Below are 17,363 nucleotides of genomic sequence, written 5' to 3'. Positions count from 1 at the left end.
CTTTTTCTACCTATTTGTTAATTCACACAACTCTAAAGAAGAATTTTCTAACTCGGCGATAGTGTTGTTAATTTCATTCAAGTCATTGCCTTGTAAAGCTTTTTTTGCATTTTGTAATAGGTTTTTCAACTTTTGATCAGTGGAAAAGTTATTATTGTTTTCAACCAAGTGTATGAGTTTATTTCCATTAATTTTAGCACCTGCAAGGGAACGAGCCTTCATATCTTCATCAAAGCTGTTTATTGACTGGTTAACCATATTTTGAACATCAGCTTCACTCAAGCCAAAACTTGAATTTACTTCAACTGTCTGCTCGATTCCAGTAGTTTTTTCTCTTGCAGTAACAGTCAAGATTCCGTCAACGTTAACTATGAATTCTATTTCAACTCTTGCAGAACCTGCAGGCAGTGGCGGTATACCTTTTAGTTCAAACTGCGCTAGAGATTTGTTATCCTCTATCATTTCACGTTCTCCCTGACAAACGTGAATTTTCATTGCTGTTTGCCTATCAACATAAGTTGTAAACTCTTTTATCTCTGAAACTGGTAGTGGCGTATTTCTTGGTATGATTTTTTCAACTATGCCTCCCATAGTTTCTATGCCAAGTGATAAAGGTAGAACATCCAGGAGAATATTCCTATCTTTTGAGCTCGAAGTTAAATCATGAGCCTGCAGAGCTGCCCCAATGGCAACTGCTTTATCTGGATCCACGTCATTTAGTACTTTATTTCCAAAGAGTTTGACTAGTGAATTTTGAACCAATGGTGTTCTAGTTGCACCACCAACTAAAATTACTCCTTTTATATCGTCAATTTTAAGATCTATATCGCTTATAGTACGAGTGACTATATTGATAGTCTTATTGACCAAAGAACTGATTGCCTGCTCGAATTCTTCTCTGGTAATTTCACATTCAAATGGCTTGCCGTTAATGCTGAATTCAAAAATGCCTGAGGTGTTTTTGCTCAGATATTCCTTCACAGTACGCATATTGTAGATTCCAGCGTCACGCGCTTCAGGTTGCAATTTGCAGGTAGTTTGCGCAGCAGGTGGTGTCATTCCAGTGCTTGACACTGGAATCCAGTTCTTACTATACAATTGCCTGGTGTGCTCATTTGCAATTAAATTTTCTGGATCCAAGTAGTCAGGGCACTGGATGACATCTTTCTTAATGGAAATCATACTTACATCACAACGTTCGTACAGTTGCGCGTCAAGCGCTGGAATGATATTTGATACTTTCTCTCTATACTTATCAATCACAATTGAACTCAGCAAATGATCAAAATCATCACCGCCGAGTTTGGTGTCACCACCAACTGCAAGAACTTGAAACACTCCTTGATGCAATTTCAATATCGAAATATCAAATGTTCCACCACCAAGGTCATACACTGCATATATTCCACTGCTATTGTTCTTTTCAATGGAGTAAGAAAGCGCTGCAGCGGTTGGCTCGTTAACGAGGCGAAGAACTTCTATTCCAGCTAATTTTGCCGCATATTTAGTTGCGTTACGTGCTGAATCGTCAAAGTAAGCTGGCACAGTAATCACTGCTTTTTTTACTTCCAGTCCCTTAGACTTTTTTACCCTCTCACATAAAGCTTTTAATATCTCAGCAGAAATCTCAATAGGAGTAAGATACTTTTCCTCTGCGCATTTTATTCTAATAACTTTTTCGCTTTCATGATCTATTTCAAAATTGACGCCTTCTTTATTTAATTCTTCAACACTTTTACCCATTAAACGCTTTATTGAGTAGATTGCATTTTGACCGACGTCACAGCCAGTTTTCAATGTATTATTTTCATACGAAATAACAGAAGGCAGTAGCTCTCTTCCCTGTTTATCTTTAAATATCTCCACATTGCCAGCTTTATTCACCATAGCAATCAAAGAATTGGTGGTGCCAAGGTCTATACCAAAAACTACTTCACTTGAATTTGGTTCAGAAATTTGAATTGGTTGCATTCTTTTTCACCTCCTCAAATGACTTATATAAATATTTCAATCTTAAGACTTGTGTAGCAGCTCCATCAAAATTCTTTACAGCAAAAGTGTTAATTAGGTTTTTAATGCAACCTTTTATTTTTTCATCAATCATCCTGCTTGCAAATTGTAGATCGTCGCAGTCTAGTAAGTACTCTCTTATTTCCATTGATTCACTTAATATTTCAGAATTTAAGTAGTCCTTTTGGCTTTTCACATTAAAAAAATCCAGCAAATGCTCAGCACGTTTTAGCGGTGACTTTAGTATCTGATAAACTCTGTTAATATTTTCCATGTTTTGGGACTGTCTTTCATTTATATCAGTCCTGCTTAGCTCAATATATTTTTTCTCTAACTCATCAAAGCTGATATTGAAAGCTGGTTCAATTTCAAACAATGCAAAATAGTTGCTAGACATGAAAACTCTCTCCACAACCACATTTTCCTTTCTCATTAGGATTTTTGAAAACAAAACCCGATGAAAATTTTTCTTCTACATAATCCATTTCAGAGCCAAGAATAAACATGACGGATTTTGGGTCGATCAACACTTTAACTTTTTGGCCATCACTACAGTTTTCCTCAATTATCGACTCTAAAGGACGAGTATCATATGCATATTCAATGTCATATTTTAAACCAGAACATCCTTTTTGCTTAATTAGCACTCTTATTCCTATTGCTTCTTCCGGTTTCTCAAGGTTAGTATGCTTCTTTTGGTCCAATAAATACCTTATCCTTTCTACTGCTTCCGCAGTTATAGTGATAAGTTTTTTATTCTTTTTTACAGTTTCACCTCCGCCTACTTCTTGATATTCACCCATGTTCGTAGCTTCTTAATTCTTTTGTTTACTTTGATAGTCATGAATAGCAGCCTTTATAGCATCTTCAGCAAGTACCGAACAGTGTATCTTCACTGGAGGTAAAGACAACTCTTCCACTATTTGAGTATTCTTTATCTGTGTAACGTCACTGATGGTTCTTCCCTTTATCATCTCTGTTAACAAGGAACTTGAAGCAATGGCAGAACCACAACCAAAAGTTTTAAATTTTGCATCTTCAATAACACCTTTGTCATTGACCTTTATCTGCAATTTCATTACATCACCGCACGATGGTGCACCAACTAGACCAGTGCCAACACTTGGATCATTTTTATCCAGAGAGCCAACATTCCTTGGATTTTCGTAATGATCTAAAATTTTCTCATTATAACTCATAAAATTACCTGTGAACCGCTATTCTACATTATAACATATTTAGGTTAAAAACTAAAGTAAAATACACTAGCAAACAGTATATTTTACTCACAAAATATATGGGTTACGAGTGTATTTACTTTACAAATACATGTAGTGCATGTCATTCTCTATATTGTAATTAAAAAGGAGTATTCTCTTGAGTTTATTTGGTAACCTTTATAAAGGCTTGTTAAAAACTTCTTCTCGCTTTAGCGACGGGGTGAAAAGTATTTTTTCTGGCAAAAAAAAATTAGATCAGTCGCTTTTAGATGAGCTAGAAGAATTGCTAATTAGCATGGACATTGGTCATAAAACTTCCAAGTTGATTATTGACAGGCTCACAAGCATCAAGTTTGACAAGGAAGTTGAACATAATATTATCTCGCAGCAGTTAATGAACGAAATAGAAGCTATATTGAGCCCAGTTGTACAGCCGTTAATTTTAAATAAAAAACCACATATAATAATGGTATGCGGAGTAAACGGTAACGGTAAAACCACAACTATAGGTAAGCTCGCATATAAATACAAGGAGATGGGAAAATCCGTTATGCTTGTTGCATGCGATACATTTAGAGCTGCTGCTAGTGAGCAATTAAACATTTGGGCAGAACGTTCTGATTGCTTAATTGTTACTGGAGAGTACGGTAGCGACTCTGCAAGTGTGGCATATAGAGCTGTAAGTCAAGCTATAAAAGATAACATTGATGTTGTTCTAATTGACACAGCAGGAAGGCTGCAAAATAATGTGAACCTTATGGAGGAGTTATCAAAAATATATAGAACGATAAAGAAATTGGATGACACTGCCCCTCATGACGTTATTTTAGTTCTTGATGCAACTACCGGCCAAAATGCTTATAGCCAATTAGAAGCATTTAGCAAAATGGTTAATGTTACCGGGCTAATCGTAACAAAGCTAGATGGCACTGCTAAGGGTGGAGTGGTAATTGGACTCGCAGAAGCCTATAAGATAAAGTTATATGCTATAGGAATTGGCGAAAGTATAGAGGACTTAAGGGAGTTTACTAGCAAAGAATTTGCTGAAGCGTTATTTAATTGTAATTAAAGACTTCTCTTAATTCCCTTACGTGACCAAGCTTGATTATTTCAATATCATGAGAAGAATAATTGCCATTTTTAGGCATAATTGCTTTTTTGAATCCTAACTTTTGTGCTTCTTTTAGTCTGAGATCAGCATGCGAGATGTTCCTAATTTCTCCTGAAAGTGCAACTTCACCGCAGATTATTGAAGAAGTTGGCAGCGGTAAATTTACTACACTTGAAATAAGGGAAGCAGCAACAGCAAGATCAGCCGATGGTTCCTGTATTTTGAGTCCCCCTGCAATGTTTAGGTATACCTCTTTATCATGCAAAAACATTTTGCAACGAGCATTTAGCACCGCAATGATCATAGCCAATCGATTAATATCCCACCCAACTACTGCCCTTCTTGGGGTTGCCATATTAGTCCCTGCTATTAATGCTTGCACTTCCATTAAAATTGGTCTTGAACCTTCAATTCCTGCAAATACGGCGCTGCCAACTACTTCTCTGTCATGGGCCATCAGAAACAATGATGATGGGTTATCAACAGGCACAAGTCCTGCTTCAGACATCTCAAAAACACCAATTTCATTTGCAGGGCCAAATCTATTTTTAATAGTACGTAAAATGCGGTATTGATTGCTATTTTCACCTTCAAAATATAATACCGTATCCACCATATGCTCCAAAGTTTTAGGTCCAGCTATTTGTCCATCCTTAGTTATATGGCCAACTATTAAGAGGGAAATACCATATTGTTTCGCAAGAATGGTTAATTCATGTGCGCAAGTGCGGACCTGAGTTACAGTTCCTGGTGCTGATGTAATTCTGCTATCATACATTGTTTGTATAGAGTCAATTACTAAGAATTTAATACTTTTGTTTTCCTTTATTGTTGCTACTACATCAGTTAAAGACACTGTAGACAAAAGCTTAATTTTAGGTTCATTTATCTTAAGACGCTTTGCTCTGAGGCTCACTTGCTCTAAAGATTCCTCGCCGGATACATAAAGACATTCAAAAGAGGAAAGTTGCACAACATTAGCTGCAATTCTAAGCAAAAGGGTAGATTTCCCAATTCCAGGTTCGCCACCAATTAAAATGCTAGCACCTTGAACGATACCCCCACCAAAAACTCTATCTAATTCTTCTATTCCTGTTAAAAAACGACTTGGAGTGATAATTTCGCTACCCGATAACGTCTTTATTAAAATTGGCGCAGATATACTTCTTTTGCCCGTTTTTACTGCTATTTCCTCAACAACTGTATCCCAATTGTCACATGCAATACACTTCCCTACCCACCTACCAGTGCTGTGGCCACAGGATTGACATACATATACAGTTTTCATCAAAGCCAAAATTATTTTGTTGTAATTGTAATAAAAATTAGCTGAATATGCGAAGTAAATCTATAGCTAACCCAAGAAAGGGTTCCCTATGTCATACCGCGATTCATTCGCGGTATCTCAAAGCATAGATCCCGCTGCGGGATGACGATTGTCGTTTAGCTATAAATATTAAGAAATTTACCGAATAAAAAAAAAGGCAAAAGAAGCCCTGGGGTTATTATCCGCTTTAAAATATTGGCGTTTTTTATGTTTTAAACGCTTGACAAGCAAGATTAAGCTGCTTTTAATTGCAACTAACTTACGCTGCAAATGTTTAAGAAGTTTACTAAGCAGAAAAAAAGACAAAGAATCCCCGAGTTAGCTAGTCTTTTACTATCTCTGTCGAGTATTGGCATTTTTTGATGTCTTGTAACGCTTTATAAGCGCGTTCAGCTTATTTAGATAAAAATCTAGATGTAGATGAAGTTTTGTAAAGACATACAGTATCTATGTACTGCAAAAAATTAAACATAAGACGCCGATACATTAAGTAATCCTTACCTTTTAATCTGCAGATTGGCGAAAGCAAATACAATAGCTTCAATTTTATGATAAGGGGGCTGGCGAAGGGTGTCAAGTAAGTTTTTTGTTTCTATTCCCAATGTTATATGGTTATGTAATACCAATTCTCATTACTAGTGAATCAAATAAGCGGCATTGCAGAGTTTTTTAATTGTGGAGTGAGAAAGAGAGGTAATAAATTTGCACAAAGCGCTCTCGAGCAAAGCAATTGTGTCGTAGATTTTGTTACGCAAAATGTTCTGTTTTATATATAACCAAAACCTCTCAACAGGATTGAGGTCAGGTGAGTATGGTGGTAGGTATATAATGTCGATATTTTTAGGTACTTTTAAATTTTTTGACTTATGCCAACTAGCACAATCCATGATAAGAAATGCCTCCCTTGTTCCTAAATATTGTGACATCTGCTCAAGGAATATATTCATACAATCAGTATTGACGTTTGAGCTAGAACTTTCTCCATTTCTGGGATTAACTGCACTATAGAGATAAAAATTTTGCCTACCTAGTTTTACCTTAACCTGTGTCCTAATGCCTTTTTTAAACCACCCGTGTCCAATCTTTGAATGTGTGCCAAACCCCGATTCATCGAAGAAAAATAGCTCTTTTTCAGGATACATGACAATAGTTTCATTAAGATTTTTTTTTAAATTCCTCTTGTTTACTTTTATCTTGTCCGTTATGCACTGGTCTTGGTGTGATATATGAGAATTTCATTCTTTGCATATTACGGTGTACTGTAGATTTGCTGATATTCAAACCAAACTTTTCTTGAATTCTTATTTTCATTTCTTTTATAGTAATATTGGGGTTTTCCTCTATCCACACCTCAACTTGTTCACGTTGACTTTGATTCAATATAGTTTTTCTACGGCGTTGAGGCGGAGCAAATAATTTTTCTTCTCTGCCAAATTTTAGGTCATGCAGTAAGTGCCTTTCTTGAAATGCAGCATATCTTTGCTACGGCTGTTATACTGTGCTTTTTTGCTGCAATTACAGCATTTAGTTTTTTTGCAACATATGCGTTATTTCTTACTTTCTTCAGCATTTCTTTTGCTGATTCCACCACTTTTTCATCCAATAATTTTGATCTTAATGCCATTTAAACCTCGCTACTTTACTTACTTCAGTATGGCTTTTTTTCTATTATTGTCTATCCGTTACTTGTGTAGCGGGAATTGGTATAAGAAGTCTAATAGCAAATTTTTAAGTTCCTCTTTAACTCTTTAACCAGCGGGCTCGCATGAGGAGAGGAGAGTAAAGGTCCTCTTCCATAGATATCTTCACACTTTTTTCTTCTTCTGTAGTTGGCGGACGAGTAAGAAAGTGAATCTTTGGTGCGCCACTAATTATTGCCATTGGTGTTTGCTCCGCCCCTTCTCCCATAACTAAAACAGCAGACGTTGCCAGCGCATCAAGAAGATTGACTTGTGTTACTTGCAGTGGTTGATCATAAAGATCTGGCTTGCCTATATAGGAATAAAATGGTTCAAATCCACACCAACCAAGAGCAACGCCCGTAACCCCAAGGCGCATAGGTGTTATGTTACTATCTGTAATCAAAATACCAAGATGTTTTATGCAGTGTTTTGTCTTGAGATAGTTCCATATTGATAGAGCTGTTTTCTGAACATCCTTTGGGTATAAAATATACATTTCATTACCATTTGATTCATCAATACCAGCAGATGGAATTAAGATATTGTCTTTGATTGTTAAATAGATGCCGTAAGAATTATGGTCTACATCAACAATTGCATCAGCTTCTCTTTTGATTAGCTCTTCTTTAGAACAAGCAGTTTTGCAAACCACTTGTTTTTGACAAATAGAAATGATTTTTGATGTGATAGCAAGAACAACTTCCTCTCCTAGCAACTCTGAAACATAGCGATCAAGAAACTGCTCTAATACTTCCCCACATTCAATGCGGTGGGTATAAATTGCTTTAACATGCATATTAACGTATTAGCCTACATATAGTATAATCTTTCGTTTTGGTGAGAATAGTTTTATGCCATCCATCAAGAAGTGTTAAGTTGAAATATACATCACCTTTATAGGGTTTGTGAATTTCTGTTATGATAAATTCTGAGATTAGATCATACTCCAAAAAAAGATACGCTATTTGTGCTCCACCAATCATGAAGACTTTAGAATTACTTTGGATTGACAAAAACTCTTGCATAGAAGAAATAATAGTGCATTTTACTCCTCTGTTAAAACAAGAATTTAATTTGTCACGAGAAAAAACAACAGGGATACGATCCTTTAATATGTTTTGAGACATAGTTTCAAATGTTTTTCTTCCCATAACAATAACTTGTTTGTCAGTCACCTGACGAAAATGATCTAACTCACTTGGATAATGCCAGGGCAATCCATTATTTATTCCAATTACCCCCTTGGGATCAACAGCCATAATTCCGATAACTATCATCCCTGTAAAGCAGCTTGAGCTACAAAGAATCGCATGTGATCACGCACATTATGCACTCGAAGGAAATCAACCTTGTTGTGCAATGCAGATGATAAAGCAATTGTTTCTAAATCTCGGTTAAAGACAGGTTCTATAGAAAAAGAAGAAATAAATGACTTTCTAGAATGACCAACCAGAACTTTGCAGCCAAAACTTTGCAATGCTTCTATATTGCGTAAAATCCAGATATTCTGATATAGAGATTTGCCAAAACCAATACCAGGATCAATAATGATCGAGCTTTGATCAAAACCTAGAGCTAGTAATCTATTAATGTTCCTTTCTGCCCAATTATTTATGGTATCAATTGGATCAATGTCACTTGGGATAATGTTGTCACTATATGGTGGTATGGAGAGTGAATGCATAATAACGATACTACATCCACTGCTAGCAATCGCTTTTAAGGTATTATCATCTAGATCTCCCTTCTGATCGTTTACCCAGGCAATGTTGTAGTGCTCCAAAACGTTCAAAATAACATCTGGCCAGAAACTATCAATGCTGACTTTAATGTCACCAACTTTCATATATTGATTAAGGTCATCAAGTACTGGTTTTAAGCGTGCATACTCTGCTTTTGGAGTTTGTATTGAGGAGCCAGGTCTTGTTGATTGAGCACCAAGTTCAACTATGCTTGCACCATCTGATAACAGCCGCAGTGCCTGCTTGGTTGCTTGATCTGCATCATAATAAAGACCACCATCTGAAAATGAATCAGGAGTAATATTGACAATACCTATAAGCTCTGGTGAAAGCGTAAAACTCCTTAAAAAGCAATCCTTAATGTTAGGGTTAACAGTACCAAACGTTTTGTTAACTACTGCCATAGGGTTCAGCATTGTCATCAAGTGAAGCAAAAATGGTCTGTTTATCAATTCTGGGTGAGGAATCTTAAGGTAGGGTGTATCAAGTGTCAGGTCATCCCATAACAAAATATCCAAATCAATAACGCGAGGTGCCCATTTTTCATAGACCTGCAGACGGCCAATGTCACATTCAATTTGTTTAAGGCCCTTTAACAGCTCTTCAGGAGAAGAAGAACAACTTCCATACACAACCATATTTAGAAATGGCCTGTCCCACCCAGGTGGAGCATCATTTGGTAAAATAGCCTTAGTTTCCAGAATAATTGAAGATTTTAAATTTTTAAAATAGCGTTCCTGCAGTAACTGAGCAGCCTTTTGTAAATGGGAAAAGCGATTCCCCATATTTGAGCCAATAGAAATGTAAATCATTCTTGCAACGCATTACGATAAGTAAAGAAAACACCTCCATGCACACTGGGGACAGGTGGTGCAACTTTGTGAATAGTTACGCCTATAGAAGAAATAATAAGCTTTTTTTGCATCACAAGGTTATTAATGGTCCTGTATATATCATGAGTTAAATGCTCGATTAAGTTGAATTGCTTGCTTTGAACGAGAGATTGAATACTCTGAACTACCTCCAAGTAGCATATAGTATCCTCAAGCCGGTCAGTTGTAAGTCCTAAAGGGGGGGATTTAAAGGTAAAATCAATATTAACACTAACTAATTGAGAATGATACTTCTCTTCTGCACTATAGCCTAAATGAACCCAAAGCCGTAAGTCAGATATAAGAAGATTACATGCAAACATTGCATTCCAACATCACTGAGTTTAAGCTACTTACAACTACTAACACACGCTAGCATTCATCATTCCATCAAGAAAACCCCACAAGAGCCTTGCTCCCTTTTGAGCACCCTGCATAACTTTATCTTGCTCTTTTTCATCTAGATCTTCAATAAGATTTGCACATTCCTCAGAATGCCATTCATCAGCATGCATATGGACCGTAAAAAATTGAAGAGAACGCTCATCACTTATTGAATAGTGTTTTTTTAAACCTTCAATTTTAGACTTAGAAACCTCTGGAGTTTGACGTTCATAAGCATAAAGTGCACCCAAACCGGAAGCAAAATCTGATCGTACAATATCAAAGTAACCGTCAACTAATTCTTGTGTCTCCTTAACTTGTGCATCTTCAAGAAGATCAGACCGTGCTACTCCAAGTCCTTCAGCAAAACGCTTCCATAACTCTGGATGATTTTCATCACCTTGTTCTTCTTCTATCAAATTACCAAGCAAAACCTGTCGCATTTTTAGATCTGGGCACAGAAAATGTATACCACTGATATAACGAGGAAACGCAGCAACGTGGTGATAATATTCCTTAGCGTAGGTTTGTAGAGCTTCAAGGCTCAATTTTCCTTCATTCCATGACTGGTAGAATGGATGATTTAGTAAGTGCAATTCATCTAACTTGTTATTTAGAGACTTAGTAAATTCCATCATTTCCCCCATTACATTAATATATAGTTCATATACTATAGTTTTCTCATTGTTACGATCATGCTAAGATCAATACAATGGTGGGATTGGTAGGACTCGAACCTACGACCAATTCGTTATGAGCGAACTGCTCTAACCGACTGAGCTACAATCCCTTTTATCAATATTTATAATACACACAAAAGCAAATTTGTCTATTAGCTTATTTCACTATCAACCCAACTTGACAAATCATTTGTTGCACCAATTTTGCGTGCAATTTCCTTACCATCTTGAAATATGATTAAAGTGGGTATAGATTGCACTCCATACTTACTCGGCACTTCAGTCCCTTCATCTATGTCGAATTTGCAGATCTTAATCTTGCCTTTCCTGTCTTTAGCCAATTGTTCGATACGTGGCATTAGACTTTTACATGGCCCACACCATTCTGCCCAAAAGTCTATCAGAACAAACCCTTTATAGTCAGTGACTTCAGATTTGAAATTTTGATCATTTACCGATGTAATATCATCACTCATAAAATACCTAAATTTTTGTAAAATATAGCTTATCTATTAGCAACTAATCAACTAAATTCTTACCGCAGAGCTTGAAAAATTGCCCTAGAGTGTTTTGCACAAACAAAAAACTTCTATTACATCTGGTGGTTAAAGATATCCACGTTTTCCCAACCCATTAAATCCAACTCAATACGAGTAGGAAGAAATTCAAAGCACTTTTGGACCAATTCTTTTCTATTTTCACGGTCCAACATTAAATCTAGCTTTTCCTTTATCCTGTGGAGATACAAAACATCAGATGCAGCATAACTTTTTTGCTTGTCTGTCAAATTTTCATTTCCCCAATCAGAAGATTGCTGCTGCTTATTTAGTTTGGTATCAAGCAGCTCTAAGCACAACCCTTTTAAGCTATGATTATCTGTGTAAGTGCGAACTAAACGTGAAGCTATCTTTGTGCAATAGCACGGAAGTGCCCAAGTTTCCAAGTAATAACGTATTATGCTCACATCAAATCGCGCGAAGTGAAATATTTTAGTTATATTTTTATCCTCTAATATTTTTCTCAAATTTGGCGCTGTATAATCGTTCTTGAGTTGAACTAAGTGAGCGTTGCCATCATTAAAAGAGAGCTGCACAAGGCATAATCTATCTCTGCTATGAAGTAGCCCCATTGCCTCGGTATCAACAGCTATAGACCTTATATCATCTGGTATTGAACTAGCTGGCAAGTCGTCTTTATATAAAAATATTCCCATAAAGCTTTGTGGAATAATTAAAAACTTATGATAATCAAAAATAAGCCTTAAGTATACGAAAAGATCATAGAAGGAACCACGCAAATTTATGGGCTCTCACATTTTTCATGTACACGTGGTTTACAAATCGCTGTATATGCCTATAATTAAGTAAATTTAGGTTAATTTAATTGCGGGAGTAGCTCAGTTGGTAGAGCGCAACCTTGCCAAGGTTGAGGTCGAGGGTTCGAACCCCTTCTCCCGCTCTTTGCTTTCAAAATCATTTCGTCAAAAATCCCTTGACAAACTCCGCTAGCCCCCTTATCATGAAACTGAAGCTATTGTATTTGCTTTCGCCAATCTGCAGATTAAAAGGTAAGGATTACTTAATGTATCGGCGTCTTATGTTCAATTTTTTGCAGTATATAGATACTGTATGTCTTTACAAAACTTCATCTACATCTAGATTTTTATCTAAATAAGCTGAACGCGCTTACAAAGCGTTACAAGACATCAAAAAATGCCAATACTCGACGAAGATAGTAAAAGACTAGCTAACTCGGGGATTCTTTGTCTTTTTTTCTGCTTGGTAAATTTCTTAAACATTTGCAGCGTAGGTTAGTTGCAATTAAAAGCAGCTGAATTTCGCTTGTCAAGCGTTTAAAACATAAAAAACGCCAATATTTTAAAGCGGACAATAACCACGGGGCTTCTTTTGCCTTTTTTTTCGTTTGGTAAATTTCTTAATGTTTATGGCTAAACGACAACCGTCATCCCGCTACGTGTTAGTGGGATCTCTTGTTAGCAGCTGAGATACCGCGAATGAATCGCGGTATGACGTAGGACTGCTGTCATTCCAGCGCGTGACGCTGGAATCCAGTTCTTATTACCTGGTGTAAAGTTAAGTTTCCTGGATCCCAGTGTCTGGGCACTGGGATGACAAGAAAGAGGCTACTTGGATAACAGAAGAAGGAGGCTACTTGGACAACACCCTGACAACCATCATCCCGCTACGTGTTAGCGGGATCTGGAAATACCGCGGCGGTATGACGTAGGACTGCTGTCATTCCAGTCTGGAATCCAAAAAAGGATGATGTCATCCCAGTGCTTGACACTGGGATCCAGCTTCTGTGCAACCTCATCAAAAACATTCATTTAGTATAAACTTTCCATGCTAGTTTGCTTGCTTACAAGCAAACTTTCCTGGATCCCAGTGGGCTTTGTTGCATCGCTCAAGTGAAAAGAACTGGCAGTTACTGACAAAATTCATTATAAATAGCCATTTAACTGTTGAAGAAAAAATATGCCACAAAAAATGAGAGTCAGTAACTGCCAAGGTGCGCCAAGAAGTGCTTGGAGAACAGTTGGTGAAAATCCAACACAAACAAAGTCTAGCCAAAAGTTTGGAACAGACCACTATGTTGCATGAGGTAACGAGTGTAATAGAGCTAGTGGGATGGACAATGCAGGGCACAACGGAAGTGAAGGAGTGGAGTCCCGAAATACCTGAAGACATAGAGGTCGACATGTTCATGGCCATGGAAGACAGCATGAAGGATAACGTAAAGGCAAGTTATCACTCACTCTATCGGGATCTGAGACCGTGCCATGTATTGAAATGGACTTCAAGTGAACTTGGGAGATCCCATGCATTCCTATTAAGGTACGTTGGAACAAGTCAACAAAGGCAAGAACTAGCGGAAGATGCAGGGGAAGTCGGACTGATTGATAGTACTCAGAATGTGGGAAAGCCACGTACAAGGGGAAGCGATCAGCAATATAGTAACTGGAATAGGGATTGCTATGCCAATACAACGGAGGTAGGAATAACATGCGATATAAACTAAACCAGATAGCAGTAAGAGCAAAGCAAGATAAGCGACTAAAATTCACATCGTTAGTCCATCTGATAAATACAGAGAATCTTGCGAGATGTTATAAAGAACTGAAGCGTAACAAGGCTTGTGGAGTAGACCAGATAACAGTGGAATCATACGGAGAAAATCTGAATGAGAAACTCGAAGTGCTAGTAGAAAGTATGAAGAGGAAGCAATATCAACCACAACCAGTAAAGAGGGTATATATACCGAAAGCTGGAAGTAAAGAGAAACGCGGACTCGGAATACCATCGACCGAGGATAAATTAGTACAGATTATGCTGAAGAAGATATTAGAAAATATTTACGAGGCAAACTTTCTGGACAGCTCATATGGATTTCGACCTGGAAGAAACTGTCATCAAGCGGTAAATGCACTAGATAAAGCAGTTAAGTACAAGCCAATAAACTACATTGTAGAAGTGGATATCAAGAAGTTCTACGATAATATACAGCATAAATGGCTAATGAGGTGTCTAAGGGAACGAATAACTGACCCAAATTTGCTGTGGTTAGTAAAGCGGTTTCTCAAGGCAGGGATAGTCGAAGCTGGAAATTATGAAGCAACAAAACAAGGTACACCACAAGGCGGTATAGTAAGTCCTGTATTAGCAAATATATACTTACATTATGTGTTGGATTTATGGATAGAAAAGAAATTGAAATCAAGATCCAGAGGATATATACAACAAATAAGGTTTTGCGATGATTTTGTGGTTTGTTGCGAAAGTAAGGTAGACGCGGAAGAATTTCTGGAATTACTGAAACAAAGGCTAAATAAATTTGGGTTGGAAGTATCTGAAAACAAGACCAGAGTAGTAAAGTTTGGCAAGAGGGAGTGGCAACGAGCGATAAGAGAGAAACGAAGGACGGAAAGTTTCAATTTTCTGGGGTTTACGCACTATGGTGCAAAAAGTCGTCGTGGTAGATTAATGATGGGACATAAAACCTCTAAGTTAAATCTAGCCAGAAAACTAAAAGAAATCAAGGAGTGGTTGAAAATAGTCCGCGGAAGTATTCGACTTAAAGATTGGTGGCAAGTACTGAAGGCTAAATTAACAGGACACTATAACTACTTTGGTATTAGCGGAAATTATTGGTGTTTGAAACAATTTTACACATCAGTAAGAAAGCTAGCATTTAAATGGATAAATCGGCGTAGTCAGAAAAAGAGTATGACCTGGGAACAGTTTGTACACTACGTAGAAGTAAATCCATTACCAAAGCCAAAAATACATTTTTCTTTATATGCATAAGAGGGACGACTGTGAAAACTAATATTGATGAGCCGTGTGCGGGAAATCTGCAAGCACGGTTCTTTAGGGGGAGTTGTAGTAATAAAACTCAAACGAGAGGAGTAAAGCTACAGCTTCTACCGAACAATTTGTATAGCTACATTGTCGGTAAATCTAAATTGCTTTAGTTATAGAAATAAATTTCGAGTCAGATGTGTATAAATTCTATATAATTTTTATCCTACTACTAATTTAACAAGATGGATCATATAGATATTATAAAATCAAAATTATTATTATCCGACATAGTAGGTAAAAAAGTCAGATTAATAAAAAGAGGAGATAGTTTTGTTGGGCTCTGTCCATTTCATAACGAGAAAACCCCATCTTTTTCGGTGAGCAATACTAAGGGGTTATATTACTGTTTTGGTTGCTTGGCTAGTGGTGATGCATTTGAATTTATTTCACAAACTGAAGGATTAAGCTTTAAAGAAGCATTGGAAAAATTAGCATCGGTTACAGGTGTTGAACTGCCCAAAAATCTTAGTATTACAAAAGAGGACAATAAACTATTTTTAGCGCTTGATTTAGCTGCAAATTGGTTTGCACAAAAAAATCAAGGTGTTGTAGATTATTTAAAGCAGCGTAAGATTTTACCTAAAATCATAGATAAATTTAAGATAGGTTATGCACCAAGCTCTGGTTTGAAAGAGTATTTAAACTCTTCAGGTATTGAAGACAAAATTTTAATTGATATTGGATTAGTAAACAAAAATTTTCATGATTATTTTTATGACCGGCTGATATTTCCTATACAGAGCATTGCAGGGAGAGTTATTGGTTTTGGCGGACGTGCGCTAAGTTCTGAGCAACAGCCGAAATATTTAAACAGTCCAGAGAGTCAGCTCTTCAAGAAGAGGGAGAATTTATACGGATTAAACTTTGCTTTAAGCGAAATACGTAAAAAACAGCACATACTCGTTGTTGAAGGATATATGGACGCTATAGCGCTACATCAAGCAGGAATTAGTAATGCAGTTGCTCCGCTTGGTACCGCAATTTCTGCAGAACAGATAAAAAATCTATGGAGATTTGCTAAAGAAATCTCCATCTGTATGGATGGCGATAGTGCTGGACGTCATGCTGCTACCCGAGTTGCAGAACTTGCTCTGCCAATATTAGAGCCTGGATACACGTTAAAGTTTGTGACTTTGCCAAGTAATAAAGATCCATACGATATATGTAACGAACTGGCATACAAGAAAGAAGACGTGTTGACTGCTCTTGACCATTCAACAAAACTGCATTCTGAATATTTATGGCATCACATAATCGATAGCAATTTGCAAAATTATGAAAAACTTGCTCCGGAAAAATATTCAATTCTTGAGCACAAGTTCATGGAATATGTAAATACTATTAGCAACAGCAGTATTAGAAGGTATTACAGAGATTATTTTTACAATAAGGCTAGTGAACTAAGAAGTAGCTTCAAAAAACAGATTTTTAATAGTAAAACTGGAGCAACAAAAGGTGAGTATCTTCATAACAAATCTCCAGAGCTAATTGAAGCAGAGCAAAATCAGGCCGTAATTTTGCGTATAGCCGTAGAATTTCCTGAAATTTTGAACCGTCCTATATTTTTTGAGCAATTTTCTCATTTTGAATTTACTAATGAGATGAAAAGATTACAACAGCGTGTAATTGATGTAATAAGTAACAAAAGCAAACTCGATAAAGAGGCTTTGTTACAAGAATTGAAACAGTTTAACGTTATAAAGTATGTATTTGAAAAAACTAGTGTACTAAATAGCCAACTGAACGAGAGAAAATCTGCAGAAATTGTGTGGAATAATATAGTGTTACTAAAAGAATTAAATGCATTACGAAAAGAAAGAACCGAAGCGAGGCTAAGCGGTAATCTTGACTTAGAAGAAAGGTTAATAGAACAAATAGAGCAAATAGAAAGTAGTATACAAGAAATGCAAATGGAGTTTATTGAAAAGTAGATATCGTCTCGTTAGTCAACAA

19 protein-coding genes, 2 tRNA genes and 1 pseudogene are annotated in these 17,363 nt (G+C 36.7%); 7 read left to right on the top strand and 15 right to left on the bottom strand.

The genetic code is table 11. The annotated features are described in order from the left end of the window. Positions 1-6: 6 nt before the first annotated feature. Genes OPR52_RS00365 through iscU form a run of 4 tightly spaced genes read right to left on the bottom strand, consistent with a single transcriptional unit; the run spans position 7 to position 3,209 of the window. Entirely contained in the window at positions 7-1,971 is a 1,965-nt protein-coding gene (locus tag OPR52_RS00365; protein ID WP_264722860.1) for an Hsp70 family protein, read from the bottom strand. Beyond that, a complete protein-coding gene (locus OPR52_RS00360; protein WP_320109392.1) occupies positions 1,949-2,407 on the bottom strand; it encodes an iron-sulfur cluster co-chaperone HscB C-terminal domain-containing protein in 459 nt (152 codons plus the stop codon). The genes OPR52_RS00365 and OPR52_RS00360 overlap by 23 nt, the downstream gene beginning before the upstream one ends. Further along, on the bottom strand, positions 2,400-2,813 hold the full coding sequence (locus OPR52_RS00355) for a HesB/IscA family protein (RefSeq protein ID WP_007548854.1): 414 nt from the start codon (positions 2,811-2,813) through the stop codon (positions 2,400-2,402). The genes OPR52_RS00360 and OPR52_RS00355 overlap by 8 nt, the downstream gene beginning before the upstream one ends. Before the next feature lie 12 nt (positions 2,814-2,825). Next, positions 2,826-3,209, bottom strand: coding sequence for a Fe-S cluster assembly scaffold IscU (iscU, locus tag OPR52_RS00350; protein ID WP_151808025.1), 384 nt, complete (start codon positions 3,207-3,209; stop codon positions 2,826-2,828). A 178-nt stretch (positions 3,210-3,387) separates the two neighbouring features. On the opposite strand from iscU, the gene ftsY reads away from it, so the two are divergent. After that, entirely contained in the window at positions 3,388-4,299 is a 912-nt protein-coding gene (gene ftsY / locus OPR52_RS00345) for a signal recognition particle-docking protein FtsY (protein WP_264722862.1), read from the top strand. Here ftsY and radA read toward each other — a convergent pair. From radA to OPR52_RS00290, 11 genes and pseudogenes are all read right to left on the bottom strand, one after another. Next, positions 4,286-5,629 carry a DNA repair protein RadA gene (gene radA / locus OPR52_RS00340; RefSeq protein ID WP_265038219.1) on the bottom strand — a complete coding sequence of 448 codons (1,344 nt, stop codon included), beginning with the start codon at positions 5,627-5,629 and terminating at the stop codon, positions 4,286-4,288. The genes ftsY and radA overlap by 14 nt on opposite strands. Positions 5,630-5,806: 177 nt before the next feature. After that, entirely contained in the window at positions 5,807-5,974 is a 168-nt protein-coding gene (locus tag OPR52_RS00335; protein ID WP_265038217.1) for a hypothetical protein, read from the bottom strand. A 329-nt stretch (positions 5,975-6,303) separates the two neighbouring features. Next, positions 6,304-7,292, bottom strand: a pseudogene (locus tag OPR52_RS00330) (IS630 family transposase). 116 nt (positions 7,293-7,408) lie between these two features. After that, positions 7,409-8,146 (bottom strand): putative folate metabolism gamma-glutamate ligase, encoded by a 738-nt coding sequence (locus tag OPR52_RS00325; protein ID WP_265038215.1) that lies wholly within the window; start codon positions 8,144-8,146, stop codon positions 7,409-7,411. A 1-nt stretch (position 8,147) separates the two neighbouring features. Further along, complete coding sequence (locus OPR52_RS00320; protein ID WP_265038214.1) at positions 8,148-8,627, bottom strand: dihydrofolate reductase; 480 nt, start codon at positions 8,625-8,627, stop codon at positions 8,148-8,150. Continuing rightward, positions 8,624-9,904, bottom strand: a complete 1,281-nt coding sequence (folP, locus tag OPR52_RS00315; protein ID WP_265038213.1) for a dihydropteroate synthase — start codon at positions 9,902-9,904, stop codon at positions 8,624-8,626. Before folP ends, OPR52_RS00320 begins: the two co-directional genes overlap by 4 nt. Continuing rightward, complete coding sequence (locus tag OPR52_RS00310) at positions 9,901-10,287, bottom strand: dihydroneopterin aldolase (RefSeq protein WP_264722868.1); 387 nt, start codon at positions 10,285-10,287, stop codon at positions 9,901-9,903. Before OPR52_RS00310 ends, folP begins: the two co-directional genes overlap by 4 nt. A 39-nt stretch (positions 10,288-10,326) precedes the next feature. Beyond that, on the bottom strand, positions 10,327-10,983 hold the full coding sequence (locus OPR52_RS00305; RefSeq protein WP_265038212.1) for a CADD family putative folate metabolism protein: 657 nt from the start codon (positions 10,981-10,983) through the stop codon (positions 10,327-10,329). Positions 10,984-11,061: 78 nt separating this feature from the next. After that, positions 11,062-11,138, bottom strand: a tRNA-Ile gene (locus OPR52_RS00300). 42 nt (positions 11,139-11,180) lie between these two features. After that, positions 11,181-11,504 carry a thioredoxin gene (gene trxA, locus OPR52_RS00295; protein ID WP_006279168.1) on the bottom strand — a complete coding sequence of 108 codons (324 nt, stop codon included), beginning with the start codon at positions 11,502-11,504 and terminating at the stop codon, positions 11,181-11,183. Positions 11,505-11,620: 116 nt separating this feature from the next. Then, positions 11,621-12,241, bottom strand: coding sequence for a ribonuclease D (locus OPR52_RS00290; protein WP_265038211.1), 621 nt, complete (start codon positions 12,239-12,241; stop codon positions 11,621-11,623). Positions 12,242-12,413: 172 nt separating this feature from the next. Between OPR52_RS00290 and OPR52_RS00285 the strand changes: the two genes are divergently transcribed. The 6 genes from OPR52_RS00285 (at position 12,414) to dnaG (ending at position 17,341) form a co-directional block, all read left to right on the top strand. Next, positions 12,414-12,486: transfer RNA gene (locus OPR52_RS00285), tRNA-Gly, on the top strand. A 1,037-nt stretch (positions 12,487-13,523) separates the two neighbouring features. Continuing rightward, entirely contained in the window at positions 13,524-13,649 is a 126-nt protein-coding gene (locus tag OPR52_RS00280; protein WP_265038209.1) for a hypothetical protein, read from the top strand. Then, entirely contained in the window at positions 13,639-14,067 is a 429-nt protein-coding gene (locus tag OPR52_RS00275) for a hypothetical protein (RefSeq protein WP_264722787.1), read from the top strand. The genes OPR52_RS00280 and OPR52_RS00275 overlap by 11 nt, the downstream gene beginning before the upstream one ends. Beyond that, positions 14,052-15,353, top strand: coding sequence for a group II intron reverse transcriptase/maturase (ltrA, locus tag OPR52_RS00270; RefSeq protein ID WP_265038130.1), 1,302 nt, complete (start codon positions 14,052-14,054; stop codon positions 15,351-15,353). The genes OPR52_RS00275 and ltrA overlap by 16 nt, the downstream gene beginning before the upstream one ends. An 11-nt stretch (positions 15,354-15,364) precedes the next feature. Then, a complete protein-coding gene (locus OPR52_RS00265; RefSeq protein ID WP_264723420.1) occupies positions 15,365-15,520 on the top strand; it encodes a hypothetical protein in 156 nt (51 codons plus the stop codon). A gap of 72 nt (positions 15,521-15,592) precedes the next feature. After that, positions 15,593-17,341, top strand: a complete 1,749-nt coding sequence (gene dnaG / locus OPR52_RS00260; protein ID WP_264723421.1) for a DNA primase — start codon at positions 15,593-15,595, stop codon at positions 17,339-17,341. The last annotated feature ends 22 nt before the right edge of the window (positions 17,342-17,363 follow it).

The sequence above is a fragment of the Wolbachia endosymbiont (group A) of Hylaeus communis genome, from assembly GCF_947251915.1.
GTDB lineage: Bacteria > Pseudomonadota > Alphaproteobacteria > Rickettsiales > Anaplasmataceae > Wolbachia > Wolbachia pipientis.
The sequence above is the reverse complement of the archived record's forward strand: the minus strand, read 5'-3'. Positions and strand labels throughout refer to the sequence as shown.

Bases quoted from the DNA above. Each gene is read 5' to 3' on its own strand.
- OPR52_RS00365 (WP_264722860.1), bottom strand. From the start codon at position 1,971: ATGCAACCAATTCAAATTTCTGAACCAAATTCAAGTGAAGTAGTTTTT.
- OPR52_RS00360 (WP_320109392.1), bottom strand. From the start codon at position 2,407: ATGTCTAGCAACTATTTTGCATTGTTTGAAATTGAACCAGCTTTCAAT.
- OPR52_RS00355 (WP_007548854.1), bottom strand. From the start codon at position 2,813: ATGGGTGAATATCAAGAAGTAGGCGGAGGTGAAACTGTAAAAAAGAAT.
- iscU (WP_151808025.1), bottom strand. From the start codon at position 3,209: ATGAGTTATAATGAGAAAATTTTAGATCATTACGAAAATCCAAGGAAT.
- radA (WP_265038219.1), bottom strand. From the start codon at position 5,629: ATGAAAACTGTATATGTATGTCAATCCTGTGGCCACAGCACTGGTAGG.
- OPR52_RS00325 (WP_265038215.1), bottom strand. From the start codon at position 8,146: ATGCATGTTAAAGCAATTTATACCCACCGCATTGAATGTGGGGAAGTA.
- OPR52_RS00320 (WP_265038214.1), bottom strand. From the start codon at position 8,627: ATGATAGTTATCGGAATTATGGCTGTTGATCCCAAGGGGGTAATTGGA.
- folP (WP_265038213.1), bottom strand. From the start codon at position 9,904: ATGATTTACATTTCTATTGGCTCAAATATGGGGAATCGCTTTTCCCAT.
- OPR52_RS00310 (WP_264722868.1), bottom strand. From the start codon at position 10,287: ATGTTTGCATGTAATCTTCTTATATCTGACTTACGGCTTTGGGTTCAT.
- OPR52_RS00305 (WP_265038212.1), bottom strand. From the start codon at position 10,983: ATGGAATTTACTAAGTCTCTAAATAACAAGTTAGATGAATTGCACTTA.
- trxA (WP_006279168.1), bottom strand. From the start codon at position 11,504: ATGAGTGATGATATTACATCGGTAAATGATCAAAATTTCAAATCTGAA.
- OPR52_RS00290 (WP_265038211.1), bottom strand. From the start codon at position 12,241: ATGGGAATATTTTTATATAAAGACGACTTGCCAGCTAGTTCAATACCA.
- OPR52_RS00280 (WP_265038209.1), top strand. From the start codon at position 13,524: ATGCCACAAAAAATGAGAGTCAGTAACTGCCAAGGTGCGCCAAGAAGT.
- OPR52_RS00275 (WP_264722787.1), top strand. From the start codon at position 13,639: ATGTTGCATGAGGTAACGAGTGTAATAGAGCTAGTGGGATGGACAATG.
- ltrA (WP_265038130.1), top strand. From the start codon at position 14,052: ATGCGATATAAACTAAACCAGATAGCAGTAAGAGCAAAGCAAGATAAG.
- dnaG (WP_264723421.1), top strand. From the start codon at position 15,593: ATGGATCATATAGATATTATAAAATCAAAATTATTATTATCCGACATA.